Origin of the sequence: Sulfuricaulis limicola (genome assembly GCF_002355735.1) — a bacterium.
In the GTDB taxonomy this organism is placed as follows: Bacteria; Pseudomonadota; Gammaproteobacteria; order Acidiferrobacterales; family Sulfurifustaceae; genus Sulfuricaulis; species Sulfuricaulis limicola.
The window spans coordinates 1,086,706-1,111,157 of sequence record NZ_AP014879.1 but is presented as its reverse complement, the minus strand read 5'-3'; the positions used below and the strand labels follow the sequence as shown (position 1 = coordinate 1,111,157).

22 protein-coding genes and 1 tRNA gene are annotated in these 24,452 nt (G+C 59.2%); 4 read left to right on the top strand and 19 right to left on the bottom strand.

Features of this window, described 5'->3' with window-relative positions; all coding sequences use genetic code 11:
• Positions 1-59: 59 nt before the first annotated feature.
• Complete coding sequence (glgA, locus tag SCL_RS05455) at positions 60-1,583, top strand: glycogen synthase GlgA (protein WP_096360281.1); 1,524 nt, start codon at positions 60-62, stop codon at positions 1,581-1,583.
• Positions 1,584-1,748: 165 nt separating this feature from the next.
• Here glgA and SCL_RS05450 read toward each other — a convergent pair whose 3' ends face one another.
• The 4 genes from SCL_RS05450 to SCL_RS05435 form a co-directional block, all read right to left on the bottom strand.
• On the bottom strand, positions 1,749-2,408 hold the full coding sequence (locus tag SCL_RS05450) for a class I SAM-dependent methyltransferase (RefSeq protein WP_096361855.1): 660 nt from the start codon (positions 2,406-2,408) through the stop codon (positions 1,749-1,751).
• Positions 2,409-2,474: 66 nt separating this feature from the next.
• Positions 2,475-2,816, bottom strand: coding sequence for a ribosome hibernation-promoting factor, HPF/YfiA family (gene hpf / locus SCL_RS05445; protein WP_096361854.1), 342 nt, complete (start codon positions 2,814-2,816; stop codon positions 2,475-2,477).
• 88 nt (positions 2,817-2,904) lie between these two features.
• Positions 2,905-3,120, bottom strand: coding sequence for an acetyltransferase (locus SCL_RS05440; protein WP_096360280.1), 216 nt, complete (start codon positions 3,118-3,120; stop codon positions 2,905-2,907).
• 34 nt (positions 3,121-3,154) lie between these two features.
• Positions 3,155-3,361 (bottom strand): SAP domain-containing protein, encoded by a 207-nt coding sequence (locus tag SCL_RS05435; protein WP_096361853.1) that lies wholly within the window; start codon positions 3,359-3,361, stop codon positions 3,155-3,157.
• 263 nt (positions 3,362-3,624) lie between these two features.
• Between SCL_RS05435 and SCL_RS05430 the strand changes: the two genes are divergently transcribed.
• Positions 3,625-4,554 (top strand): DUF4912 domain-containing protein, encoded by a 930-nt coding sequence (locus tag SCL_RS05430; protein WP_096360279.1) that lies wholly within the window; start codon positions 3,625-3,627, stop codon positions 4,552-4,554.
• Between the two features lie 127 nt (positions 4,555-4,681).
• Entirely contained in the window at positions 4,682-6,277 is a 1,596-nt protein-coding gene (locus SCL_RS05425; RefSeq protein ID WP_096360278.1) for a glycoside hydrolase family 57 protein, read from the top strand.
• Positions 6,278-6,300: 23 nt separating this feature from the next.
• Here the strand turns inward: SCL_RS05425 and SCL_RS05420 are convergent, their stop codons facing one another.
• Positions 6,301-7,296 (bottom strand): glucokinase, encoded by a 996-nt coding sequence (locus SCL_RS05420; RefSeq protein ID WP_096360277.1) that lies wholly within the window; start codon positions 7,294-7,296, stop codon positions 6,301-6,303.
• A 79-nt stretch (positions 7,297-7,375) separates the two neighbouring features.
• Between SCL_RS05420 and SCL_RS05415 the strand changes: the two genes are divergently transcribed.
• Positions 7,376-7,462, top strand: a tRNA-Leu gene (locus SCL_RS05415).
• A gap of 40 nt (positions 7,463-7,502) precedes the next feature.
• Here SCL_RS05415 and SCL_RS05410 read toward each other — a convergent pair.
• From SCL_RS05410 to SCL_RS05345, 14 genes are all read right to left on the bottom strand, one after another.
• Positions 7,503-8,549, bottom strand: a complete 1,047-nt coding sequence (locus SCL_RS05410; protein ID WP_096360276.1) for a tyrosine-type recombinase/integrase — start codon at positions 8,547-8,549, stop codon at positions 7,503-7,505.
• Positions 8,456-8,755 carry a helix-turn-helix domain-containing protein gene (locus SCL_RS05405; RefSeq protein WP_096360275.1) on the bottom strand — a complete coding sequence of 100 codons (300 nt, stop codon included), beginning with the start codon at positions 8,753-8,755 and terminating at the stop codon, positions 8,456-8,458. The genes SCL_RS05410 and SCL_RS05405 overlap by 94 nt, the downstream gene beginning before the upstream one ends.
• Positions 8,756-8,821: 66 nt before the next feature.
• Positions 8,822-9,115 (bottom strand): hypothetical protein, encoded by a 294-nt coding sequence (locus SCL_RS05400; RefSeq protein ID WP_096360274.1) that lies wholly within the window; start codon positions 9,113-9,115, stop codon positions 8,822-8,824.
• Positions 9,116-9,125: 10 nt separating this feature from the next.
• Complete coding sequence (locus SCL_RS05395) at positions 9,126-10,115, bottom strand: PRTRC system protein D (protein WP_096360273.1); 990 nt, start codon at positions 10,113-10,115, stop codon at positions 9,126-9,128.
• A 27-nt stretch (positions 10,116-10,142) separates the two neighbouring features.
• On the bottom strand, positions 10,143-11,270 hold the full coding sequence (locus tag SCL_RS05390) for an integrase domain-containing protein (protein WP_096360272.1): 1,128 nt from the start codon (positions 11,268-11,270) through the stop codon (positions 10,143-10,145).
• 1,467 nt (positions 11,271-12,737) lie between these two features.
• The gene (locus tag SCL_RS05385) at positions 12,738-14,213 is read right to left on the bottom strand and encodes a nucleotidyl transferase AbiEii/AbiGii toxin family protein (RefSeq protein ID WP_096360271.1); all 1,476 of its coding nucleotides are present in this window, start codon (positions 14,211-14,213) and stop codon (positions 12,738-12,740) included.
• Positions 14,162-14,977 (bottom strand): type IV toxin-antitoxin system AbiEi family antitoxin domain-containing protein, encoded by an 816-nt coding sequence (locus tag SCL_RS05380; protein ID WP_096360270.1) that lies wholly within the window; start codon positions 14,975-14,977, stop codon positions 14,162-14,164. The genes SCL_RS05385 and SCL_RS05380 overlap by 52 nt, the downstream gene beginning before the upstream one ends.
• Before the next feature lie 175 nt (positions 14,978-15,152).
• Positions 15,153-15,911, bottom strand: a complete 759-nt coding sequence (locus SCL_RS14000) for a hypothetical protein (RefSeq protein WP_148664998.1) — start codon at positions 15,909-15,911, stop codon at positions 15,153-15,155.
• A gap of 37 nt (positions 15,912-15,948) precedes the next feature.
• Positions 15,949-18,486, bottom strand: a complete 2,538-nt coding sequence (locus SCL_RS05370) for a DEAD/DEAH box helicase family protein (protein WP_172425935.1) — start codon at positions 18,484-18,486, stop codon at positions 15,949-15,951.
• A complete protein-coding gene (locus SCL_RS05365; protein ID WP_096360267.1) occupies positions 18,479-20,104 on the bottom strand; it encodes an Eco57I restriction-modification methylase domain-containing protein in 1,626 nt (541 codons plus the stop codon). Before SCL_RS05365 ends, SCL_RS05370 begins: the two co-directional genes overlap by 8 nt.
• On the bottom strand, positions 20,101-20,760 hold the full coding sequence (locus SCL_RS05360) for an N-6 DNA methylase (RefSeq protein WP_096361852.1): 660 nt from the start codon (positions 20,758-20,760) through the stop codon (positions 20,101-20,103). The genes SCL_RS05365 and SCL_RS05360 overlap by 4 nt, the downstream gene beginning before the upstream one ends.
• Before the next feature lie 202 nt (positions 20,761-20,962).
• Positions 20,963-22,558, bottom strand: coding sequence for an ATP-binding protein (locus tag SCL_RS05355; RefSeq protein WP_096360266.1), 1,596 nt, complete (start codon positions 22,556-22,558; stop codon positions 20,963-20,965).
• Positions 22,559-22,932: 374 nt separating this feature from the next.
• Positions 22,933-23,544, bottom strand: coding sequence for a type IV toxin-antitoxin system AbiEi family antitoxin domain-containing protein (locus SCL_RS05350; protein WP_420823638.1), 612 nt, complete (start codon positions 23,542-23,544; stop codon positions 22,933-22,935).
• A 38-nt stretch (positions 23,545-23,582) separates the two neighbouring features.
• A complete protein-coding gene (locus SCL_RS05345) occupies positions 23,583-24,389 on the bottom strand; it encodes a type IV toxin-antitoxin system AbiEi family antitoxin domain-containing protein (protein ID WP_172425934.1) in 807 nt (268 codons plus the stop codon).
• Positions 24,390-24,452: the final 63 nt, after the last annotated feature.

Below are 24,452 nucleotides of genomic sequence, written 5' to 3'. Positions count from 1 at the left end.
TGTTTTCTTGGCGGCCTTGGCGCCTTGGCGGTTCAAAATCATATTTTCATAAAGGATAAATGCCGAGAATTCTCTTCGTGACGAGCGAGGCCCATCCACTGGTCAAAACCGGCGGACTGGGCGACGTCGCCGGCAGTCTGCCGGTCGCCCTGCAATCCCGGGGGGCCGATGTGCGCCTGCTGCTGCCCGCCTACCGGGATGCCGTCACACGCGCCAACAAACTCAAAAACGTCGCCTCGCTGACCATTGCCGGTCTCGAAGCGCCGGTAAAAATCCTGGAAGGCCGGCTCCCCGGCACGTCGCTGATCATCTGGCTGGCCGATTTCCCGCCGGCCTACGATCGGCCCGGCAATCCTTATCTTGACTCCCGTGGTCAACCATGGCCGGACAACGCCATGCGTTTCGCGCTGCTGGCGCACGTGGCAACGGCGCTTGCCCTGGGCCGCAGCCGGATCAAGTGGCGCCCGGACGTGGTGCACGGCCACGACTGGCAGACGGGGCTGGTGCCGGTGCTGCTGGCCCGGGAAAAAACACGACCCGCCACGATCTTCACCATTCACAACCTGGCGTATCAGGGCCTGTTTCCGCACCGGACTTTCACGGCGCTGGCGCTGCCGCCCGGGCTGTGGTCGCCGGAGGCGCTCGAGTTTCATGACCAGTTGTCGTTCATGAAGGGCGGCCTCGTGTTCGCCGACCAGCTCACCACCGTCAGCCCCACTTACGCGCGCGAAATCCAGACGCCGGAATTCGGCGACGGTCTGGACGGCCTGCTGCGCCGACGCGCCGCCCGGCTCAGCGGCATTCTCAACGGCATCGACGATGCGGAATGGGACCCGGCGCGCGACCGCTATCTGGTGAATCACTATTCCGCCGGCCGGCTGCAAGGCAAGGCTGCCAACAAACTGGCGCTGCAACGGGAATTCGGTCTTCCACTGGAACCCGATGCCCCCCTGATCGGCATGGTGGGCCGGCTGGTGGCGCAGAAAGGCATCGACCTGGTGCTCGACACCCTGCCCGGCCTCATGCACCGGCCGCTGCAACTCGTCCTGCTCGGCAGCGGCGAGGCTGCTTATGAGACGGCGCTGGTCCGGCAGGCCGCGCGCTACAAGGATCGCCTGTCCGTGCGTATCGGCTATGACGAAGGACTGGCGCACCGGATCGAGGCCGGGGCCGACATGTTCCTGATGCCATCGCGCTTCGAGCCCTGCGGGTTGAACCAGCTTTACAGCCTGCGTTACGGAACCGTTCCCATCGTCCGGCGTGCCGGCGGGCTGGCCGACACCGTGGTAGATGCGACACCGGAAAATATCGGCGCCGGGAAGGCAACCGGCATCGTGTTCCAGGAGGCGAACGGCGGCGCCCTGCTCGCTGCCATGGACCGCGCGTTGGCACTCTGGCGCGACGCCGGATGCTGGCAAAAAATCATGCGCACCGGAATGCGCCAGGATTTTTCCTGGCGCCACCGCGCTACCAAATACATGCAGATGTACGAACGCCTGCGCCGGCCGGCGTCGGATGGCGCTCCGCGCAAAAGAAAGGCGACCGCTTCCGTGCGTCGCCGGAGAATATCGGGCGCGTCCTGAAACGGGCATGCAGAATCCGGCGCCGGGCAAGCGGTTCGAGGACAAAGCCGCGCATGCCGGTTTCAGGATCATCCGGTGTGGCCATCGCCGGTGACGCCGTTTCACCGCACGCCACCGCGGTCAACAACAACGCCCATCCGGCCTCCGCGGCCCGCAGGCATGACCTCAGGCGAGCGCCGGCATCGGGGCGACGCCCGCCCTGGAACGCTTGTTGTTGCGACACCGCAAGAGTGTCCAGTATCCCAGCGCATTCACCGGAATCCGTGCCGCGACGTCCAGCCCGGTCTCGTCGATGAAATGCTCCAGCGAGAAATCCGGGCGAAAGCCCATCACGTGCGAAAACGGCGCCGCCAGCCGCTCCACCCCGCCGACCAGCGAGTTGGCGTGATGGAAATGATTCACGATGAAAAGCTCGCCGCCGGGCTTGCACACCCGCCGCATCTCATCCGTCATGCGTGCCGGGTGCGGGGTGACGGAAACGACATACATCGCCACCACCTTGTCGAAGCTGTTGTCGGCGAACTGCATGTGCTCGGCGTCCATCAGGCGCAAGGCCACCACGTGCTTCAGGTGCTGGCAGCGACGGCGGGCGCGGGCGCGCACCAGCATCTCCCGGGAAAGGTCGATGCCGGTAATCTCGACATGACGCGGATAAAGCGAGAGGGAAAGACCCGTGCCCACACCAACCTCGAGAATGCGGTCGCCGGGGCGGCAGTCCAGGCGGGCGATGATTTCCCGGCGCCCGGGCTGGAACATGGCCCCGAAATAAAAATCATAGGCCGGGGCGTAACGTCGATAGACTCTCTGAACGGCATTGATATCCATGCGCATAACTCCTCATGGCCGGCCATTCCCCACCGCATGCGAACGCCCGGTTACCCGGGCTGTATATCAGGCGTCAGGCGCGGTATGAGTCTTCACGTCGCCGCGCTGGCGTCGCGTGAAGTCCTCCAGCTGCCGGGTGATGGCGCCGAAAGCGTCGCGAATCGCGACGTAGACATCCTCGTCCTGGGCGCGGTTCGCCACCAGTTCGGCGCCGGGCACGGAGAGGTCGATGTGAACACTGTAGAGTTTGCCTTGATGCTGGTGCCGCTGCGGCGATTCCACCACCACGCGGCAGCTGATGATGCGCTCATGAAAACGGTTAAGCTTCTCCGCCTTTTCGCGGATACGGGACTCCACCGCCTCGGACTGCGGCATGTCTTTCAAGGTTATCTGCAATGGAACCGGCATGATCATGCTCCCCTTTGGTGCACAGGTAACTGGTAAGCGTGAATCCCTTCTCGAAAATCACGTCCTGAACCGCAAGGATACCCTGATTTCAGATTTTTCGCTCCTTGTAGTGCGGGTCCACCCAGCAACGCGGCAGGCGCTCACCGGAGAGAAATATCATGTCGGACTTGCGAAAGCCGGCAGGATCCGGCATTTCCTCGCCCGCGTGGAACCGGCCCTTGAATTCATTCCGGAAAGGATCAAAGAGGGATTCGACATCCATCACCTCCACGATGTCACCGCTCGAAACATGCCTGAGAAACATGGCACCTCCTTACCACTTCAGAAAAGCCGCCGGTTCAGGAATGCTTGCTGCTCCTGGCCGCGGCAAAACAGTCTGCGCGCCACAGGCAAGCGTCTTGATCGCATGCGCCCGCATGAGCCGTGGCAAAGCAGTCAAAATTGCCTTCCTTGCGCTGAATCGCCCTGATCAGCTCGACTTTGTCGGCCTTGCCCGGATCCAGTCCCTGATGACGGGCCAGTTCGCGTATCTTCTGGATTTTCATGCGCACGCCTCCTTGCAAGATGCAAAAAAATTCAAAGAGACATCTGCCCACCGTTGAAATCATGGCGCGGCAAATGCGTTCCGGCATTGACGGATATCAATAAATTCAATCCTGTTCCGACAGTGTCATCGGTCCGGCGTTCCCATCCGTTGGCGTCAACGGGACTTTACATTTCCGGCACGGAGTGAAAGGATGTAAGCTGTTCAGCGAACATTGTCAGATGTTCCCGCTTTATCGAATTTTTGCACGTGAAGGCCAGAACCATGCCGACCAAAAACCTCAAGGAATTGCGCGCCCTGGCCCGGTCCCGCGGCCTGCGGGGATACTCCAAACTGTCACGCCGCGAACTCGAAAAGCTGTTGTCCTTGGGCGGCATGCAGACACCGGCGGCGGCAGAAAAAACCGCAAAGCCGGCAACGACAACACCTGTCGTCAAAGTCAAAGCCAAATCTGCCTCGCCTCGCGTTAAATCCGCGCCCGTGCGCGTCGCCAAAAAAACCCTGCCGGCGGCCAAGATCACGCCACCGAAGGCGCGCCCGGCGCCGGCGTTGACGCCGCAATGGGAATGGGCCGGCGATGTCCAGCGCCAATCTGCGGATGAAGAACAGATCGAGAGCGCGAAATACGCAGTCGTCCCGCCCGGCAGCGCCGCGCCACGCGCCGAGGCCATGGACCTCAATGAAGACATCGATAATCTCCCGCCGGTCGCCGAAGCGACGCTGTGCCTGCTGCCGCAGAAGCCCGGCGTGCTGCACGGGTATTGGGTCTTGCCGCCAGATTCTGCCGCGCGCGCCCAATCGTTCAGGCTTCGACTCGGACGGATTGCCAGCGATGTTTTTGAAATCATCGACGAAATTCCGGTGTCGCGTGAACGCGGCCGCTGGTATTTCCACGTGGATGAATCCACCGACATGGGCGAGGTGTATTTGCAGCTCGGTTATTACGAACCGGACGGGCGCTTTGTCATCGCCACCCGCCGCGGCATCGCGCGCATCCCGAGCCTGCATGCCTCCAACCGCACCGACCGCCTGTGGTGGGTCAGCGAGGAACAGTTCCGCGCCATGTACCGGCGCGCCGGCGGCCGCGTGCACGGATCGCGCCTGGGCTGGGCCGCGTCCATCAGCAGCCCCGGCGGCGCGCCCTCTTCCGACCGTCTCGCCTGGCCGGGCGGCATCAGCAGCCGTCAGATTTAAAACGGCAAATGCAACCGCCAAGACGCCAAGAACGCCAAGTTTTTTATTGTTGAAACATGCTTTTCTTGGCGACCTTGGCGCCATGGCGGTTCAATAGATCATAGAAACTCTTTAGAGAACCCCAACGGTGCACCCCAAAGGTTACCTCGCGCTCGTCCTGCACGCACATCTCCCGTTCGTGCGTCACCCCGAACATGAGCGGTTCCTCGAGGAAGACTGGTTCTTCGAGGCCATGACCGAAACCTACCTGCCGCTGCTCGACGTCTTCGAGGGGCTGGCGCGCGACGGCACGCCATTCCGTATGACGATGTCGCTCACACCGACCCTGCTTTCGATGATGACCGACCCGTTGCTGCAACAGCGTTACGTGCGATATCTCGACGAGCGCCTCGGGGCGCTGGAAGGCGAGCGCCACCGCACCGAGAGCGATGCGTACTTCCAGCCGGTGGTGATGTTCTACCGTGATCTGTATACGCGCCTGCGCCGCCGCTTCGTGGAACAGGACCGTCTCGACGTGACCCAGGCGTTCCGCCGCCTGATGGAGGCCGGCCATCTCGACATTCTCACCTGCGGCGCGACCCACGGTTATTTTCCGCTGCTGGCGGTGAACGAGGAGAGCCTGTACGCGCAACTGTCCATGGCGGTACGCACGCATCAACGCATTCTCGGCCGGCGGCCGCGCGGTATCTGGCTGCCGGAATGCGGCTACAAACCGGGTGTGGACCGCCTGTTGCGCGAATTCGGCATCGAATATTTCATCCTTGACTCGCACGGCCTGCTCAACGCCGACCCGCGCCCGAAGTACGGCGTGCACCGGCCGGTGCGCACGCCCGAAGGCCCGGCCGCGTTCGGGCGCGACTATGAATCCAGCAAACAGGTATGGGCCGCGGAGGAAGGCTATCCCGGCGATTTTCTGTACCGCGAGTTCTACCGCGACGCCGGGTTCGACGTGCACCAGCCGCATATCCAGAAACTGCATCACGCCGGCATTCCGACCTTCACCGGCCTGAAATACCACCGCATCACCGGCAAGACCGCCTGGAAAGAACCGTATCATCCCGGCTGGGCGCGCGAACGCGCGGCGGAACATGCCGGGCATTTCATGTTCAACCGCCAGCAGCAGGTGAACTGGCTGAACTCCTTTTTCGACCGCCCGCCGGTGATTCTCGCCCCTTATGACGCCGAACTGTTCGGCCACTGGTGGTTCGAGGGCCCGCAATGGATCGATTTCCTGCTGCGCAAGATCGCCCATGACCAGAGCGACATCAAAACTATCACGCCATCGGAATATCTTGACCGTTTCGGTGACCTGCAACCTGTCACGCCGCCCGAATGCAGCTGGGGCGCGGGCGGGTTTCACGAGGTGTGGCTGAATGGCACCAACGACTGGGTTTATCCCTACCTCCATGCTGCCGCCGAAAAGATGGTCGCGCTGGTGCAGCGCTTCCCGCAAACGGAAGGTGCGCAACGCTGGGCGCTGGATCAGGCGGCGCGCGAACTGCTGCTGGCGCAGTCGAGCGACTGGGCCTTCATCATGAAGACCGGCACCAGCGTGGACTACGCCGTGCGGCGCTTCAAGACCCACCTGCACCGCTTCCACCGTCTCACCGGCATGATCGACTCAGGTCACTACGACGAGGCTTATCTGCGGGAAATCAGCGCGCGCGACAGCCTGTTTCCGGACATGGATTACCGGATTTTTCAGACGAAAGTCTGGACCTGATTCAACCGGTCACCGAAGTGGAACTAACCCAGCCGCGCGGCCGCCAGCGCAGCGCCGATCAGGCCAACTTCCGGCCTTGTCACCACCTGCACCGGGATCGTCTCCACGTAAGGCGACATCTTTCCCTTGCTGCGGAAGGTCCGCATGAAGCGGCCGTCGTTCAGTCTTGAAATGATCTTCGGCGCGATGCCGCCGGCAATATAAACACCGCCGGTGGCGCCGGCGGTCAGGGCCAGATTGCCCGCCTGCGCGCCGTAGATGTCGACGAACAAATCCAGCGCCTGGTTCGCGAGCGAATCGTCCTGCTCCAGCGCGGCCCGCGTAATGGCCGCCGCGGGATCGCCGGCCTGCATCGCCTGCGCCACCGTCGCGGATTCCGGCGCCGCGCCACGCTCTTTCAGAAAGGTATAAAGCCGGACCAGGCCATGACCGGAAAGGACCAGCTCCCAGGAAGTGCGCCCGGCGGTTTTCAACAGATAGCGCGTGAGCTCGATCTGCAGATCATTCGCGGGCGCGAAATTTGCGTGCCCGCCTTCCGTGGCAATGGGCACATAATGATCCCGGCTCCAGACCAGTATTCCCTGCCCCAGCCCGGTACCGGCGCCGATCACCGCGCGCGGCCCGCGCTTCACCGCCTTGCCTTTATGCAGCACGGCCAGATCCTTCTTGCCCAGCGCCTCGATACCATAGCCGATGGCCTGGAAATCGTTGATCAGCGCAACCCGGGGGATCCGGAAGCGACGTTTGAGTTCACGGGCATGAATCTCCCAGGGCAGATTGGTGACCTTGACGCTCTGGCCTTTTGCCGATTCCCGGACCGGCCCGGCGATGCCAAAACAGGCGGCCTTGATGCTTTTGTTTTTCTCATCCTTCAGAAATTCATGGATGATGGACGACAGACTGTCATGGAAACCGCTGTCGAAGCGTTGCGTGCGCACGGTGCGGCAGCGGCCCGCCCGGCAGTCCGCGATTTGCAGCAGTGTCTTGGTCCCGCCGATGTCACCCGCCAGCACGCGCATAACGATTCATCTCCGTGTTCGCCGACAGGACATCACATTGTGACGTGGATGGCAAGATTGATATACTCGCGCTTCCCAAGCCGGGGTGGCGGAACTGGTAGACGCGCCAGACTCAAAATCTGGTGGTGGCAACACCGTGTCGGTTCGATTCCGACCCTCGGTACCAATCCAATCAAGGGGCTACGACGACGTGGCCCTTTTGATTTTCAGGTCCGTTTTTCCGCTTGTGCCAGATTTGTGCCACTGCCGTCCACCACACGCGGCTTGGCGAGCTTCTCGGCATACTCCGCGAGATGCTCCGGCGCGAGATGAGCGTAACGCCGAACCATCTCCGCCGTCTCCCAGCCGCCCAACTCCTGCAACGCGTGCAGCGGCGTTCCCTGTTGCACATGCCACGAGGCCCAGGTGTGCCGCAGGTCGTGCCAGCGGAAGTCCGCCAGCCCGACCCGCTTCACCGCCTCGCGCCATGTCCCTCCATTGACACAGCTTAGCGGCGCATGCTTCCGGTAACAGAATACATAGACCGGATGCTTGCCCTGCTGTCGCCGTAAAACCAACATCGCTTCGGCGTTCAGCGGCACGGCAATGGCCTTTCTGGCCTTGGCCTGGTCCGGATGTACCCAGGCGCAGCGCCGTTCCAGGTCCACCTGCGACCACTGCAGGTCGGTGACGTTGCGCTTGCGCAGCCCGGTGGCCAGGCTGAATCGCACCACTTCCGCCAGGTGCTTCGGCAGTACAGCTAGGAGCTGCGCCGCCTCCTCGCGCGTGATGAACCGGATGCGCCGTTTCGGCTCCGGAAGCAGGCGGACCTTGGGTATCCGGTCTATCCACTCCCAGTCGTAGGCGGCCTTGCGCAGAATGGCGCGCACGACCGCCAACATCCGGTTGCAGGTCGCATTGGCCACGCCGGTACTGAGCTTGGCCGCCTTGACCTGCTCGACCGCCTCCCGCGTGATCTCATCGAGATAATTGTCGCGCCAATACTTATCGAGCCACTTGGTTTGACGGTTGTCCTCCTCGTAGCCCGCCTTGTGCGCGACCTCTCTGAGATACCGCGCCACGGCCTGTTGCCAGGTGCGGCGCGGCTTGTCGCCGAGCTTGCTGACCCGCCATAGCTCGACCCTGAGCCGGTCGTGGTACTCCTGGGCCTTGGTGCGATCTACAGTCCCAGTAGTTTGGCGTATTCGGCGTCCATCGGGAGCCGTGAAGCGCACCCACCAGACGCCGTTCTTACTTCGGCGGTAGAGTGACATGATTTCACCTCCTTCTCGGTCACTCGCACCGCTTGCCGATGGGCAGCGTACAGCGAGCGCAGATAGGCAACAAGGTCCTCCTCCACGAACACCCAGCACTTGCCCGGCTTGGCGCCGGGAATCGCGCCGGCCTTGACCCGCTGCCGCAAGGACTCGGGGTTCATTTGCAGGAAGGCGGCGGCCTCGGGCAGGGTCAGGGTTTTCATGGCGTGCGCTCCTCGGTGCGATTCATTATGTTTTTCCTCCTGTCGGTCTCGATGCATGGGATCGCCTCACACGAAGGCGGTCAGCCCCGACAGCCCGTCCAGATGCCGCCGAAGCAACTCGCCGCCGTCACCACTCGCCGGATCGGTCGTCATGGCTGTCTCCTCCGCACCCGCGGATTCAACGCGCGATGGATCGGCCCGCCGCGTCATCACCGTCTCCGGACTCCCGGCTTGCAGTCCCCGGCGCCACAGCCGCCGGATCACCGCGCTGCGCCGGCGCAAGGGAAGATGGCTGACCGAGTCGTACAGATCGGGGTCGGTGTCCTGATAGACGGTGACCTTGATCACGAGTTTTCCCATGGCGCGTTTTCTAAGCCGCCATCGAGGCGTGGTGTTCGCCCGCGATCTGGAATCCGCGCACGTTGGCGAAGATCGGATCCGGGGCCACGATCAAACGCGGCGCCGGGAAGCGCCGGCGGATGGCGGCCTCGTAGAAGCGCGCGCCGCCGCCCACGAGGATGATGTTGTGGACGTCGAGCGCATCACCGACAGAGTTGGCGATGGCGTTTACCGCTTCGTTGACGCGCGCCTGGGCGGGCCAGCCATGGGGCGCGAGGTCGATCACGCGCTCGCCGATCGTGAGCCGGTTCCGGGGCAGAGCGCGGTCGATGGCGTCGAGATCCGTGTACGCGACGCCGAGCTGCTCGCTCACGCCGCGCGCGATGGTCTGCAGGACGGCGTGGGTCCCGCCGGCGAAACTGCCCGTGCGCTCGGGCATGGCCTTGAGCCCCAGGCCGGTCAGCCAGTCGACGGTGTAATAGCCGGGATCGATGATCAGATTCACCTGCTCCGCCAGCATCTCGTAGGTCCCCAGGCGCGTCGCGTAATCGAGAAATCCGCCGAGCGGCTGAGCCAGGGTCCAGACGTGCCGCACCTCGACCTCGCGTCCGTTGCCGACGGGGTGCCGCCCCTTTAGCCGCGCCGCCAGCGCCCGGGCCTTGCTGTTCATGAGGCCGACCGGCAGGCCCACCACCAGCAGGTCGACGTGGCTCAGCTGCATGCAGGACAGCGCCCCGCGCACGAGCGCCAGGTACTCGGGCGTCGTGACGTAGTCGCCGTGCAGGATACGTGCGTGGTGCGCCTTGAGACCGAGGCGCGCGCCGGGTCCGACCTCGTACTTGACGCCCTCGACCTCCACCGCGACCGTGTCGCGCGTCGTGGCCATGCCGGTGGACAGCTCGAGCTGCGACGCCACCGGCGCCAGCGAGGGAAACATCGCGCATTGGATTTCCCGTTCGGAACGGGACGCGACGTATTTGGTGTTGCCGTAACCGACATCGATGGCTCTGACGGTTTTCATGTGGGTCTCCTCTTGTTAAGTCCTTGCTCAGGAAATCGCTTCATCCGAACTGATTCGATCACGCAGCGCCGCGACGAGCTGTCGTGCCTCATCGTCATCGTCATCATCCGCACCATCGTCCTCCTCGCCGTCGTCGGATGCGGACGGTGGATTCGGGATCGCGGCGGACGGCTGCCTGCCGTGCAGCACCCCGCCCAGGTACGCCGAGGACACGCTGCGCTTGCCGTGGCCGGCGGTTTCGGCCACTTGTTGGCGCGCGAAACGGTCGGTGGCGCGGTCCACCTCGCCCGGCCGCCCGCCGCGAACCGGGCTCCGGACGCCGGTGATCTGTTCGTACAGCCGGTTGAGCCCCTGGTGGCGCAAGCCATGGGTGGAAGCACCGATTTGTTTGTGACTGATGCCGTGTCGGGTTAGTACGTAGTAAACGTGGTTCTGCCACTGCTTGTAGGTCTTGTCCCTCGGCACCAGGCATGCGGTGCGGTCGGCAACCAGCGCCTTGGCGCGCTCGAGCACCTCGCGCTCCTCGGCGGTGGCGATCGGGTGCACGCGCCGGCGACGGCCCTTGGTGCCGCGGCAGACGTCGAGATACGCGCCCTGGTCGGCCGCGTGCGGACGCAGCAGCGAGGCCTCCTTCAGCCGCAGCGAGAACGTCAGCATGAGCTCCAGGACCAGGGCCACGCGCGCATCGCTTGATGCAATCTCGCGGAGCTTCCCGGGTACGTCGATCCCGCGCCCGCTCCAGGTCTTGTCGATCACCGCCACCTGGGAGCGGTGCCGGTAGTTGGGATAGGACATCACCTCCGCGGTGCCGGGAACCAAGTTGGGCTTGTTGATCCAGGCGCAGAACTGGCGCCACACGGACAGCTTGTTTTCCAGGTAGGACCGCGAGTGGCGGCGCGCCAGCCAGTCATCGATCAAGGCCCGGATGTGCTTGGCCTTGAGGTTGTAGGGCGAGCCCAGCTTGAAGCGCCGTTCGCGCACCACCTGGCCGTGCTCAAACCTGAGCAGCCCGCCGCCGCGCAGCAGGTGGAAATCGCGCCTCAAATACCCGCGCCGGATGTGGTGCGTGCCGAAGCTGATGCGCTTGCCACTGCGGGCCGCGGCATCGCCGTGTTGCTTGAAGATCTCGTTGAACTCGATCCAGAACTTTTCCATGACGTTCTCCCGTGTCTGATGAGTACGCGTAGGTCCGTATTGCAATTCGGTTTATCCCGCCCCTGGGGTTGCTCAAAATGCTTGGCCGTTCCTTGAGTGTTAAGCGACAGTCGCGTGCGGACATTTCTGCCGCGCGCCACTCCGGGCGGTGCCCGGTGCACGATGTGCAGTCCGTGGTTAACGCCACCAGTGAATTAAATGCGTCATCGCTGGGGGTGTTCAGGAAACCGACCCGGATGTGAGCTCCCGCCTGGCCGGCGGCGGGCATCACGGTTTGGCGCCTCACGATCGCGGTCTTTCGCAGGGGAAAGCGAGCAATCGAGATCACCCGAGGGCGGACTTAGGGCGCCGTGTCGGTTCGTATCTTTCTGGAATGACGTCCGCGGGGCAGGAAATTGCGGACGTCGTTACAACGGCGCACAGCGCACGCAACGTGCTGTGAACACCGCACCGGCGGGCTTGCGGCGGTGGATGGCGCGCGATAAACCTGCGCAGGCACCGCAAGGAATCCATGGCAAACAAGTCATGGAACGCCAGTGAGCTTCTCGTCGCGCCGATAAAACTCGGCGACGAGATGGGGGAACGAAGGCAAGCGTGACCGCTGCTTCCTTCCCCATCGCTTCGGAGACGAGGCTGCGCCTCGTCTACCGTTAACCCGCCGGAAGGCTTTTGGGAAAGGCCGTTCGCGTCGGGTTCCGACCTACATCGCTACACTCCGGCAATCACCACCTTGTCGGAGCGTTGGGCATTGGACCGTGGCGGTCCTGTGCCGACATCAAACTACGAGTGCCTGAGCACCTGGTCCGAACAGGACTTGCACGGTCTGCCGGACAATCGCTTTACACTCTCTCTGACAATCACTCTACTGCGCTTCGCTACCGGGATATGGCGAGATCGGCTCCGCATGGAGTGAAGTTCTTACCATCCCAACTACGCTGGTTTTCCTGCGCTCGAAGGTGGCAGGCAGCCCAGCTACTTCGCGACGACGCGTCGCACGCTATGAAGTCTCTTGTCCTGTTTCCGATCAAGTCCCGCGAGGGCGACTTGAACGCGCGTATTTTGCATGAATGCATTTTTTCGTCAAGGGAGATAGATGCACATTTTGATCATTTATCTCCCGCGCTTTTCAAATTTTTTTCTTTCGCCTATACGGTCTGACTCGGCGGCATTGCTGAATCGAACCGGTTGATCGGACAGAATAATCGGATTACCGTGCCGGTCCTCTCGTCTGATTCAAACACAGTAACGATCCTACATGTGGTCCTGGCTGGCCATCGCGAGCTCCGTCGGCGCTGCTTTCGGATATCCGCGGTGGATTTCTATCTCACCATCTCGCGGCGCCATCAGCTTTAGCGTATCGGGACGGTCATCTCTCCTCGAGCCTATCTACGGTCTCTGCACGGCACAATACATGTCATGTTCGAGGCGAGGGATACTGCAGGGGCCGTGCAGGATCCTGGGAGAAGTTTACCGCGTGTCCACCAGATAACCAGTACGCCCAGGGCACGGGTAACCGTGCTTGTCCTTGTGCGGCTTTAGGCGTGTGTTGCGCTCCTTACGTGAGAACTTCTTTTCACAGTATGGGCACTCGATAACGTAGGTTGGCCCGAATCCGGAGCGGGCGGATTTCGACCTACCTCCGAATCCTCTTCGCCCAAAACTAGACACGCTCAAGCTGGATGACCGCGGCGCGCTCGGAGGTGCGACGAGCGGCCCTGTTGGCGTCAGCTCAATCGCATATCTGGGAACGAAGGAAATCCGCGTAGCGGTCGCGCTCTCTATCCGATCAACGCGATAAGACCGCGGTTCTCCGCTTTCGTGCCTTGCTGCATGCAATAATAGATTTCCCTCTCGTGTTCTTCGCAGCGAATAAGGTTCAATTAGCCGGCGACTGCCATCGTAGCCAAGCTCAACGCACAGCCTGTTCGCCGCCGCGAAGCGTATCACTTCCAATGGCACGGCCGCGTGCCAGGCGTGCACCATCGGCGGCGGCGCCCATGTGGTATCGACATCGGCCGCCACCGGCATTGGCGCAGGCGTGGCCTTTTCTGGCGCGCCGTGTAACCAGTCGAACACCTCCGGCAATTCCCGCCAAAATTGATCGAACGGTGGCAACTGCGGAAGCTGGTGACCGAGCATATTTGCCCACTCTGCCTCCAATTCCGCGCGTTCAGGTTTGTTATCCAGGCTGGCGATCGTTGGTATGGGAATTCCTTTGAACTCACATTTTCGTTCGAGTGTTTGCAGTAGCTGTACGCGGTCCGGCCTTGATTCGGCGTGGCGGTACAGATGAATCACATCATATAAATCGCGAGGCCGCTCGCGTTCCGCCAATGCGCGTATCTTTTCAGCAAAAACCTCGTCGTAGCTGTAGCATTGGGCATGTATGCCCTCGGGTGGCTTGTCCGAGTATGGGTGGTGCACTTCCCGCATCACCGGTTCCAGGACCAGCACCTCGTCATCCGTTAAATCCAGCTTCACTCTTGCCGGATCACCGCCACGGCCCATCGGGCCACGATAACTTATCCGACCCTCAACGGCGCGGCGACCACGGGGATTCTCATAAATTTCGAAACGCATTGCATCCGCAGGAAACTCTATGCCGGAGTGGTCGTATATCCACTGCACGACTTGAGTAAACGTCGCCACCAGGAATGGCTGATCGATGTGCGCCGCATCGGTAAGCGTGAAATCCAGGTCTTCCGAGAAACGATATGTCTCGAAATAACACTTCTTCAGACATGTCCCGCCCTTAAAGACCCAATCCGGTTGCAGCGCGGCATGATTGAAAATACCGGCGAGCAGCCAACCGAGGACGTAATCCTTCTCAACGACATTGGGATTAAGGCCAAACTCTCTGGCCAAGTCCACAATCTCCTGTCGAGTAATCACTAAGCTCTCCCCTTCGCCTTCGCCCAGTTCTCGGGTATCCACAACCGCCATGCACTCACGAGCCTGCCGGCCGGCAAGGAAGGGTCGAGCTTGGCATTACCTTGCGTCAGGCGTGCGCGGCAGGCTTCGATCAGTGTTTTCTCCCCGGACGCGACACGTTCGGCGATAAACCCAAGCCGCTTGAACACGGCGCCATTGCCGAGACGGTCCGCATATTCAATCAGTAGCCTGGTGTCCTTCTTATCCGAGCCGATATAGTTACGAAACACATCCACTGTCGGGCGCGATCCACCACCCAATGCCGGATCGGCCAGCATGTCCAAGATGGTCCGCGTGGGATCAGCGACATTGACCTTTACTTGCCCGCGCCACACAGGTTTTGTGCCGAACAGGGATTTTGCGGGGATAGTACGCAACAGGAATTCAACACCCCTGATCCTCGGTCTGCGGTTCCGCGGTTTAAGTGTCGTCAGGACGATGATGGTGCGGAAGATCTGCTCGGTCAGCCCCCAATACTCCGCGGCCGTCCAACCGCCGATGTAACAGGGTGAATAAAGCCGTTCTGCGATGAGCCACGGATCTTCAAGTGCGACATCGGTTGTGCGCGCTTCAAGCGGGACCGGCACGTACAAACCCTGCCGTACACGCGACAGCCAGCCCTGCTTCGCCCAGCGTGCGAGCATCTTGGCCGCCTTGCTGGAAGGCAGCTTCAGGATTTTCGCGGCCTGGGGTACTGAAACTGTCCCCTGTGTTCCCCGGATAATCTCTGCCAAGCGTTTGCGGGATTCCTTGCCGAGTCCTGCTATGGGTTCCATGTATATTCCATGTACATATTTTCACTTAATGTGTGAATAATTGCACATAGGATATACTTATTCAAGTCCTCTGGTCACAGCAAACACAGCTGCGATGATCGAGCTCGGCCAATACCTCTCCGGTTCCAGTGATTTCTGAGCGATGGCTGCCTGGATTTATTGCGCTGTCGCTTTTTTATCCAACCGTCTTCAAAAAACTGCCATGATCGAAGCATATTCTTTCGCCAGCGTCATGGTTTATATTTTTTGCGAGATCCTCCCATGCTTTGATTGTCTGATTATGTTTATCCCTCGCATTGTTCCATTCCTGCTTAAGATATCGAATCTGGTGATCTTCAGCTTTACCACCAATGACGATAGCTTCAATCTCACGATGAGCCTGTTCGCATAACCTGTTGTACTGAAGAACCACCTCAGCCAGCTCGCTACAAAGTTGGTCAAAATTGCTCCTACCATCAACTTCCAGGCGCGAATCAATTGAACGAAGCCACGACTGCAGCGTTCTCAAATGTGCGTAATCAGGTCTCACTTGGTTGCGTCCTTGGTCCAACGGGATAGCGCTCTTCCATACGTTAAATACGGTGTCAGCGCGTGACTCCTCAAGATTTGGCACCAACGTGGTTAAAAAACGGCGTATCAACGGTGTGTATCGGTGCGCAACCGCACGCTGTCGCATCCAACTCCGCAATAAGCGATAGGTGCGTATAGATGCCGGTATTAATCCGACCAGTGCGACGACGACAACATAGAAAACAACAATGCCTGTAACCCACCAGGGCACTGCCTGTACTAATAGTGCGAGACCTGCCACTAAGAATGAACCCAGCGGAATTAATACCGTTGTGATAATAGGTTTGGTTTCTGATTGCGCAGTACTCGCAGCATTGATCGAAGTATCAAACGGAAAACTAGTTGTCTTAGTATGTCGACGCATCGCAGGTAGTCACTCCTAGATAATTTGCACCCACCTTTCAATTCCTCGCCACCACGGTGTCGTAGAGCCCGTAGTGCAACAGACCCTCGTGACTCTCGATTCCCGTATAGCGGAGTGAGGCGTCTTCGTACCGGCGGAAGGCGAAGACGGCCTGATTCATCTGCTCGGTGTTGAACACCCTCAGACGTACGAGCAGGTGGAAGTCCTTCACCGTCAGGCCGGTGACGGCAAGAAACAAGTCTGGTTCGAGCTTGGTGATGACATCCTGGAGCTTGTTCTCACGGAAGTCCGTCAGGTACATGAACGCGGGGATGCGCGTGGCGAACTTGATCAACTTCTCCTGGACGAGCTTGCGCTTGGACTTGTACTCCTTCTCCTCGTCGGTGAGTTGCTTCTTTTGTTTCGCAGACAGGTCAGTGTCCTTGGCCTTGTTTTTAAGTTCCTTGACCTTTTCGCTCTTGTTAATAATCGTCTCGATGATGTTGTCGCCGAGCGAGCGCCAGCCCTCGATGCGCTCCACGGCGGCCATCGCCTCGGGATTGTCCAGGATGCGGCGCAGGGTGTCGTTGTCCACGTTCACGAGCAGCGCGGACTCCCACTTGCGAGCCAGGAGCGTGGCCGAAGTGCCCGCCATCGCGATATCGAGAATCCCGCCCGCATCAATCTGCGTCATATTGGCGCCGTCATAGGCCAGCACTGGCAGAAACGAAACGAGATCCTTGACGGCGTTCTCCGGGTTCGACTCGCTTGGCGAGAGTCCGATCCCATACTCGGAGAGTTGCCGCAGCGCGCGGGTGGGCGCGAAGTCGAATACGAAACAGACGGGCTTGAGGATTTCCTCTTCGTTCGGATTGTCGCCGTTGGGGTTCTTGATGGACCATGGCGACTGCACGCGGAACGCGGCCTGAAAATAGGTCTCGGGCGACTTGAGATTACGGAGCATCAAGATGGATGACCAATGTGGCACGGTCACGCCGGTCGTGAGCTTGCCGCACGAAAGCGTGATTGTCTTCGTCTCAAAACCGCTCCCAATGGCCGAACGCACAGGCGGCAACGCACTGAGTCCGATGCCCGCCGATGCACCGGCCGCAATGATGACCTTATAGTCGCGCCAAAATGTGTTGTGTTTCTCGGCCAACAAGTTCGCCATCGCGTGACAGGCGGCAACGTTCGGCAGGAACCACAACGCGTGCTGAAGGTACGGCAACAGGCGGATGTCCGAGTACGGAAACGGCGGCCGTGTTCCGGTCTTGAGGTGCTCGGCAACCTGCGGCGTGTACGAGCCTCGGATGATCTCTAGCCACTTCTGCACATCGCTCTTGTGCTTGAACTGCGCGCTTTTGCCTGTGCCGGACGCGGCGAAAAACTCGTTGAGATCGAATTCATCGAACTCCCCGGCGCTCGCGATTGCCAGCAACTCGTCCGGCATCTGATAGGTCAGCAGGCGCATCTGCGGCAGTGCGCCGTAGGGGTTCCACTTGCCGGGATTCTTGGCGGCGAACTTTTCCTTGGCACGCTGCTCGTCGGTGTACGTCCAGTTGAAGATCTGCTCCTCGATGAACTCGCCCGTGGCCAGTGCCTTGAACGGCGTGCCGGAGAGGTAAAGATAGGCTTTGGTCGTGATCGGAAGGAACTCGGCCTCTTTCACCGAGAGCACGGTGAGGTCTTCGTTCACCTCCTCCAGGTCGGCGGCGTATTCGAGCTTCGCCTCCTTCACGGCCACCGCCGTGTCCTCGCCCTCGAACAGCTCTTTTGCCGTTTCCCGCCATGCGCCGAAGTGGTATTCGTCGAAGACCACGAGGTCCCACTTCACCTTGTGCAGCCATTCGTTCTTGGGCTTGATGTTCCCCACCTCGTCGCGGCCAAGGAGGTCCTGGAACGAACCGAAATAGACCACCGGCTTCTTGCGGTCGATCTTGGTGGGATTCCTGTCGGAGTTGCGAGAGAGGTACTGCCACCCATCGAAGTCCACGTGAGATTCGAGGTCTGTCTGCCACGCATCCTCGACCGCGGGCTTGAAGGTCACCACGAGCACTCGCTTGGCGCCGAGTTTCTTGGCCAACTGGTACGTGGTGAAAGTCTTGCCGAAGCGCATCTTCGCGTTCCAGAGGAAGCGCGGGACTGCGTTCATATCCTCATTCCAGATCGAGTGAAAGTAGGCGTGCGTCTTGTTCACAGCCTCGACCTGCTCCCGACGCATCGGGAACGTCTCATGATGCGTGCCGGTGACTTGCTTTCCGGTGCGGATCTCGGTGAGCACGGTCCGCACCACGGCGACCGAGCACTGCATCCATTCCAACTCGGTGTTTGCGAAGCCCTTCTTGATAAGCGCCGCGCGCACGTGATGATCAGTGAAGATCGAGCCATCGTCACGCTCGGCGGACTCGTCCAGCTCGATCTTGTAATTCTTGATGGCGGCGGTCTTGACCTGCTCGGCGATACGCTGCTTCACATCGCGCGTCGTCTGCCCCACCTTGAGGAGACCCTGGTGCGCCTTGTCGTCAATGGAGTAGGCGTAGATGCGCGGTCGAGCCTCTGGCTTCGGCGCAAGGATCTCCTCGATGGTCTTACTCATCCTCAGTGGGTCCGCTCAGATCCATCGGGCGGATAACCTTCTCGATGAACGCGATTTCACTGACGGTGATGCCATATTTCGCGTAGAGATCCTCATCCGTCCATCTCCTCGTCCACTCTTGGGTTGGTACGAAAGTGTAGACCTTGCGCGTGGTGTCTTGGGATGGCTTATGCAGGAGAATCAAGAGACGCGTCAACCGACAGCAGAGATAGGACAAGGCACTTTCTGCCTCACTCTTCGAGTCGAACGGGCCGATGCAGAGATAGGTCTCTGAGGAAATGCTACCCGGCTCCCCGACGAATGGTGTGCTGATGATTTTGTGCGGATAGGTGTCTCTGTTGCCAGTTCCCGGAGCAGCCCGGCCAACGTAAATCTTCCACTTGTCGATGAGTTCAGTGCCAGTCGACACCGATTTTCTGGCGACATATCCCGTACCGCCGTTCTGATAGACCAGTACGTCACCAGTACGCTTGGCGACCTTGCCCTTGAACGTCGTCTCAAGCCCGAACGGCTTTCTGGAACTAACAAGTTGATCGAAACGCTTATTTTCAGGCAGCGACAGTGAGGTAGTATTGTCGTTCTCAGCAGCCGTTACTTTCTTGAGAATCGACAGGCTTTCATTGAAGCGGATGAACACGTCCGCGCCCTCTTCAAGAAGCGGACGACTGGCCGTAGAGAGAGGCCAGTCCTTGAAATGAGTGGCAACGCGGCACTGTCCAGGATTGTCCCGTTCCCAGAGGAAGTAACAAACGCCGCCCTTAAGGCCAACTCCCGGGAAGACGTCCGAGGCGCTCAGAAAGTCGTCAATTGAACGCAGGCGATTGTCGTTAAGCATGGACTCCCTAAACTCATCCAGCCCCTTGCCACCTGCGAACCAACGGGCAGGAATAATCATCGATAGGTAGCGAGGCTCCAACGCCTTTGCTTGCTCTACGAAATGCTGATAAATGGGCGCTGCGCTCGTTCCAAAGCCTTCATCGCTTAGTTGATACGGTGGGTTCCCTATGATTACGTCAAACTGCATATTGCCTCCTAACAACTCGGTCACCCGAGACTTTATGTCGTCGGTGTGGATGAACGCATACGCGTGGGTTTCGAGGCCTTCCCCCCGGTCGAGGGTCTTTTGGCTTGCGCCACAGTACTCGCACCTGCCATCGACCCACGTGTGCTCGGTGCGCTCGAACCAGATGTTGCCGTCATCGCTGGCGAAGGACTTGGCAATGGAGTGCGGGCCATTGGCATGCTTCGAGCAATACACGCTCCGGCGCGCCAGCAGGCTGGTGAGATACGTGATGCCGATACCGAACACCTGCTTGGTCAGGATGTGATTGACGCGATCTTCAAGGTTCGGAATTTTGGCTGCCAGGCCTTTGGTGAGGCGGCTGGTGATCTCACGGAGGAACACGCCCGACTTCGTGCACGGGTCAAGGAACGTCACCGAACTGTCTGCCCATATATCCGCGCCGTTGTTGTCGGCCGCCCACGCCTCGGCGAGGGTATCCAGCATCCTGTTGGCGAACTCGGGGGGCGTGAACACTTCATCGTTCGAAAGGTTTGCAATGCAGGTCAATACATCCGGGTTGCGTCCGCGGAGTGAAAAGCTTGCCTGGCCGTTCATACGGTTTCCTTCGGGGCATCGCCGATCGCCGCGCAGGCAAGCTGGCGTACCGTCATCGGCGGGTAGGTCTTGGTCGGCGTGAAGATCTCGTGCTTGCCCAAGTTGGTAAAGAGGTCGCCCTCCCGGCTATATGCTGACGCCCCCGTCAGCACGTCCAAACGGAAGTCGCGACGCTGGAACTTCCCCTTCCCGAGGTAGCCCCATTCAGCAAAGGTGATCGGCTGGCCATCGCTGGCGCGCATCTTCAGAGCGTCACCGTGTACGAGGTTCTGCGACAGCACGTAGGAAGCGGCTCGATACAGGTCATTCGCCTCCTCGATCTTCAGGTAGTCGGCGAGAATCTCCAGCATGTTCGCGCGGCACTCGGCAATGTTGTCCGGCAAGAGCTCAATCCCGTATGAGCACATCAGCGCGAGAAGGGCGTAGTGCTGCTTTTCGAAGTCGGACTTTCCGAACTTGAGTTCGACGGCGGCGAGCTTACGCTGCAGGATCCGCTTAAGGAAGTTCCCGCTCCCGCACGCCGGCTCCAGGAAGCGAGAGTCAATGCGCTCGGTCTCGCCCTTGACGAGGTCGAGCATCGCCTCGACCATCCACGCGGGAGTAAATACCTCCCCGTGGTCGGCGACCCGCTGTTTTGATTTGACCTGCTTTTCCATCAACTCCACGTCCATAAATTCATGGGTCTTTTAAGTTAGTTCTTTAGCGGCCGTCCACGACGTCTCGCGAACATGGATATTGGCTTTGCCCGGGTCGCAAACCACCCGACCAGCTAGCGGTTGTATGTCCAATTTATTGAGCCTGGACCCTTTAATTCTTTAATTCGAAGAAGCTTATAGCCAGAGCTCGGCATTTTTCCTATCAAAGATCTAGGCCAAAAAGGATATGTAACATTTCGCGAATTGTGCTGTCGTAGTTTTCGACATCTGAGTCCGTAACATCAACCGTCGCTCGCTCATGAATTAACTTATTGCGCAACCCATAATAATGCTTGGCCTTGTCGAGAAGTTTCTTTGGAATGTTCACCTTGCTTGTCACCGCAGTAATCACGTCATTTCTTCGTTCGAATAATTGTTTAATCTTCGTATCCGAGAACTGTTTTGGCGGAAACAGATCTGTGCGATGTACAACAAATTCTTTTAACGCAATCTCGAAACTGCTATCAAGCAATATCAATGAAATTCGGTTTTTGGTTTCGAGTTTCTGACGATTCAAGATCGTGACGGCAGCAACCGCCTCTACTAAACCAAGGGTCCAAGGCTGATCTGCAATCTTTCCCTCATTTCTCGCTTTGAGAGATTCAACATGAGGTTTATTTACTTTTGGCAGAGGAGGTAAAACAAGCTTCTTTCCCTGAGCAACCGCGGTCTCATCAGCTTGTTGGACTGCGCCTTTGGTGAACTTAAAAACCTTCTCTTCCCAGTCATCCTTAAGACGACGAGAGAGCGAACTAAACTGGGTAACGAGCTGGAGCAACCCAGGTCGAATGGCATGAAAGAGCGGATGACTATAGTTGATACCTGTCTTGCTACTGTTCCATGGCATCAGCCTAGCTTCTCCATCCAATCTGATTATTGCTCGGCAAAGTGACGCGTCGGGATGTGGAACACCTGCCTCCGACGTAACAAAGTATCCCACTTCCCGAACTTTGAGTTCTTTAACAATAAGGCGATGATTGCAGTAGAAATATACCCCGTAGTTGTCTGCTTCGGGGTCACGGTCCCTAATTAGACCTACGGTCATATCGACTTTGATTTTTCCAGATCCAGAAAGGTCAACATCAAAGATTGCGCGCTGGGGCTCAAAACTAGGCGGATACGCCCAAGTCTCAAAACCTATTGCCTTAATTACATCGCCATTAACAGAAATTGAACAATCTTTTTGTTTAAGAAACCATGCGTATGTCTCACCAAGATGGCGTTTCAAACTTTGAACATCAGAATCAGAAAACGTTTTACGGAGAGCTAATAAATCAATAGACGTAACACCGGCAGGTATGCTTGGTATTTCGTAAGCTGGTATATCCCAGTTCGGGGATTCAAGCCAGTCGCTTGTTACATCAATCTGAAAGGTACTGTCTCCTTTTCGATGTGTCTTGATTACTACGTTCTCTGCAAGAGCAACAACAGCACGCTTGCTCCCAACACCAAATATACCGATGGTTGCTGCGGATGGATCGTTTCTGCTGCTTCCAGGAGCGATTAGCATCCGTAAGTCTGACTTACCTATGCCACCTGCATTGTCTTCAACTGAAATAAGTTGTCGATCTGCATCAAGGACCAGCTCAACAGCTAAAGGCGCCCGGAGTTTTGTTCCCATCCATTGATCGATTGCGTTATCGATCAATTCACAAAGCGCAGTTTGAACGTCATAATCGCTAATGATCGACCAGAACATTCTCTTGTCTGGTGTACCATCGAGCGTTACGACTTCTCTTTTACCGGTAACTTCACCCATAGACGCCTTCAATAGTTCTGGTGGCCAAGTGAGTCACTTTCACTGAGAACGCCCAGACTAAAAATGACTGGCGGCGATAATCGCGCGCTTAAAGTTTGCTCCGATTTTGTTTCGACTTCGCAGACGATCGGCGGCAATGGCATTGCCACCACATTTTAAGTGAATGGGGCTGTTAACTTGAGAGGCGTCGCAAACCACCCAGCCGGCTTGGGAAAGCAGCTTATCTATCGTCTCCCTGGCTTGTTTTTCCGGCTCCGGGACCAATGCCCTCCTCCAAACCCTTCTATTTGTGCTGGAATCCTAACATAAGGCCTCCGTGGATAGAGCTTATGGGACCGATCGCGGTGATAAAGCGGCGTGGTGCACTTTGTTACTCACGCGACCATCGCCTCCAGGTACGGCTGCATCACATTCTGCACGCGGCAGATCTTCGCGCAGCGCCAAAGCTCATCCATCGTACAGCGGCGCGCGCGCCAGCATTCGCGTAGCGCTTCGAGCGCGACGTCGAGCCCGATCTTGTTGCGGTACTTGAAGCAGTCGGCCACGGTTTTCGCCGGGCTGTAGACCCGTACCCGGACGCCCTCGATCTTATGTTCTTCGATACCGGCGGTCAGCGCCTGGCCGGAAAACCGCACGATGCGCAGCGGCGGGTAATCCATGCGTGGGCGCGCGGCCCGGCGGTCTACCGCCATCCATATCGCGTGCGGGATCTGGGTACCCAGCTCATGAAACTGGAGCGCGGACAGCAGGCAGATTACCCCATGCGGCACCCGCTTGCAGGCCTGCGCCAGACCGTGGTGCGCCGAAATCTCAGCGTCGGCCGCGACGTAGAGGCCGCGCCCGGTACGCATGAGTAGTCCCTGGCGATACAGCCGACGCAGGTACTCCGGGTGAATCCCCCGTGAAGTCAGGTCGCGGACCCGGAGGACCCCCATTTGTTCAGCGAGCTTGAGGACCTGTTTTGTCGTTGTCGAGGCCGCGGTCACGTGCACAAGTATCTGCATTTATTATTATGTGTCAACCTTTATACACACCCATACGGAGGCCAAATGCTAAAGGCTGCCCTTGTCTCAATGTTCACGAGCAGCCCCCAGCGGCGGTTGTACTTGCCGCGCTTGGGCAGCGTGGGGTCCAGGGGCGAGAATCCGGGCGCGATGGACACGGCCTTGCGCAGCGCCTCGGGGTCGCCGAGCTTGAGCGTCTCCAGCAAGAAGCCCAGGCGCTTGGCGACGGCGCTGTTGCCGATCTTGCCGGCGTAGTGGCGTAACTTCGTTTCATCGAGCTCCGACCAGTTGCCGGCGAGCGCCTTGGCGATTTCATCCACCCCGCCCACGTACTGCGGAAGGTCCAGACCATCAACGATGGTTTTTTCCTTGTCCGTCACCTGAAACGGCTGCTCATCGATCCAGTCCTTCACCACGCCGAAAAACTTGGCGGGCTTGAGTGAGATGAGCTTGTAATTGACCCCCAGCACCTGCTTCGGGGGCCGGCGCACGGGGTGATCGGTGGCGATGAATACCGCGCGGGGCAATTGCTCGGTCAGGCCGTGATGGTTGAGCGCCGACCAGTAGGCGATTGCCGCTGGCGTGACCAGTTCCATGGCCACGATGAATTCATGTAACTGCGGAGTGCGGCCTTCGCCGGAGGAAAGCGGGATGACAGCGAAGCGTCCGCGGCGTACCCGTTTAATCCACCCCTTCTCTTGAAGCCGTTCCAGGAATTTTTGGGCCGAGCCCGCGCGCGCGTACGCCAAGGCATCCCTGGCGGCCTCGATCGTAAAGGTGGCGCGTCCGGCGATTTTGGCCAGGAAACGCGTTTCGGCCTTTCCCAAGGGACCCCTTGTTATATTTTGTACGCCGTTCATGGTCAGTTTCTGACTGTTTATGGCGTGCAA

What these genes read in the sequence shown, in the direction of transcription:
- glgA (WP_096360281.1), top strand. Translation starts at nt 60, where the DNA reads ATGCCGAGAATTCTCTTCGTGACGAGCGAGGCCCATCCACTGGTCAAA.
- SCL_RS05450 (WP_096361855.1), bottom strand. Translation starts at nt 2,408, where the DNA reads ATGGATATCAATGCCGTTCAGAGAGTCTATCGACGTTACGCCCCGGCC.
- hpf (WP_096361854.1), bottom strand. Translation starts at nt 2,816, where the DNA reads ATGCCGGTTCCATTGCAGATAACCTTGAAAGACATGCCGCAGTCCGAG.
- SCL_RS05440 (WP_096360280.1), bottom strand. Translation starts at nt 3,120, where the DNA reads ATGTTTCTCAGGCATGTTTCGAGCGGTGACATCGTGGAGGTGATGGAT.
- SCL_RS05435 (WP_096361853.1), bottom strand. Translation starts at nt 3,361, where the DNA reads ATGAAAATCCAGAAGATACGCGAACTGGCCCGTCATCAGGGACTGGAT.
- SCL_RS05430 (WP_096360279.1), top strand. Translation starts at nt 3,625, where the DNA reads ATGCCGACCAAAAACCTCAAGGAATTGCGCGCCCTGGCCCGGTCCCGC.
- SCL_RS05420 (WP_096360277.1), bottom strand. Translation starts at nt 7,296, where the DNA reads ATGCGCGTGCTGGCGGGTGACATCGGCGGGACCAAGACACTGCTGCAA.
- SCL_RS05410 (WP_096360276.1), bottom strand. Translation starts at nt 8,549, where the DNA reads ATGTCACTCTACCGCCGAAGTAAGAACGGCGTCTGGTGGGTGCGCTTC.
- SCL_RS05405 (WP_096360275.1), bottom strand. Translation starts at nt 8,755, where the DNA reads ATGAAAACCCTGACCCTGCCCGAGGCCGCCGCCTTCCTGCAAATGAAC.
- SCL_RS05400 (WP_096360274.1), bottom strand. Translation starts at nt 9,115, where the DNA reads ATGGGAAAACTCGTGATCAAGGTCACCGTCTATCAGGACACCGACCCC.
- SCL_RS05395 (WP_096360273.1), bottom strand. Translation starts at nt 10,115, where the DNA reads ATGAAAACCGTCAGAGCCATCGATGTCGGTTACGGCAACACCAAATAC.
- SCL_RS05390 (WP_096360272.1), bottom strand. Translation starts at nt 11,270, where the DNA reads ATGGAAAAGTTCTGGATCGAGTTCAACGAGATCTTCAAGCAACACGGC.
- SCL_RS05385 (WP_096360271.1), bottom strand. Translation starts at nt 14,213, where the DNA reads ATGGCGGTTGTGGATACCCGAGAACTGGGCGAAGGCGAAGGGGAGAGC.
- SCL_RS05380 (WP_096360270.1), bottom strand. Translation starts at nt 14,977, where the DNA reads ATGGAACCCATAGCAGGACTCGGCAAGGAATCCCGCAAACGCTTGGCA.
- SCL_RS14000 (WP_148664998.1), bottom strand. Translation starts at nt 15,911, where the DNA reads ATGCGTCGACATACTAAGACAACTAGTTTTCCGTTTGATACTTCGATC.
- SCL_RS05370 (WP_172425935.1), bottom strand. Translation starts at nt 18,486, where the DNA reads ATGAGTAAGACCATCGAGGAGATCCTTGCGCCGAAGCCAGAGGCTCGA.
- SCL_RS05365 (WP_096360267.1), bottom strand. Translation starts at nt 20,104, where the DNA reads ATGAACGGCCAGGCAAGCTTTTCACTCCGCGGACGCAACCCGGATGTA.
- SCL_RS05360 (WP_096361852.1), bottom strand. Translation starts at nt 20,760, where the DNA reads ATGGAAAAGCAGGTCAAATCAAAACAGCGGGTCGCCGACCACGGGGAG.
- SCL_RS05355 (WP_096360266.1), bottom strand. Translation starts at nt 22,558, where the DNA reads ATGGGTGAAGTTACCGGTAAAAGAGAAGTCGTAACGCTCGATGGTACA.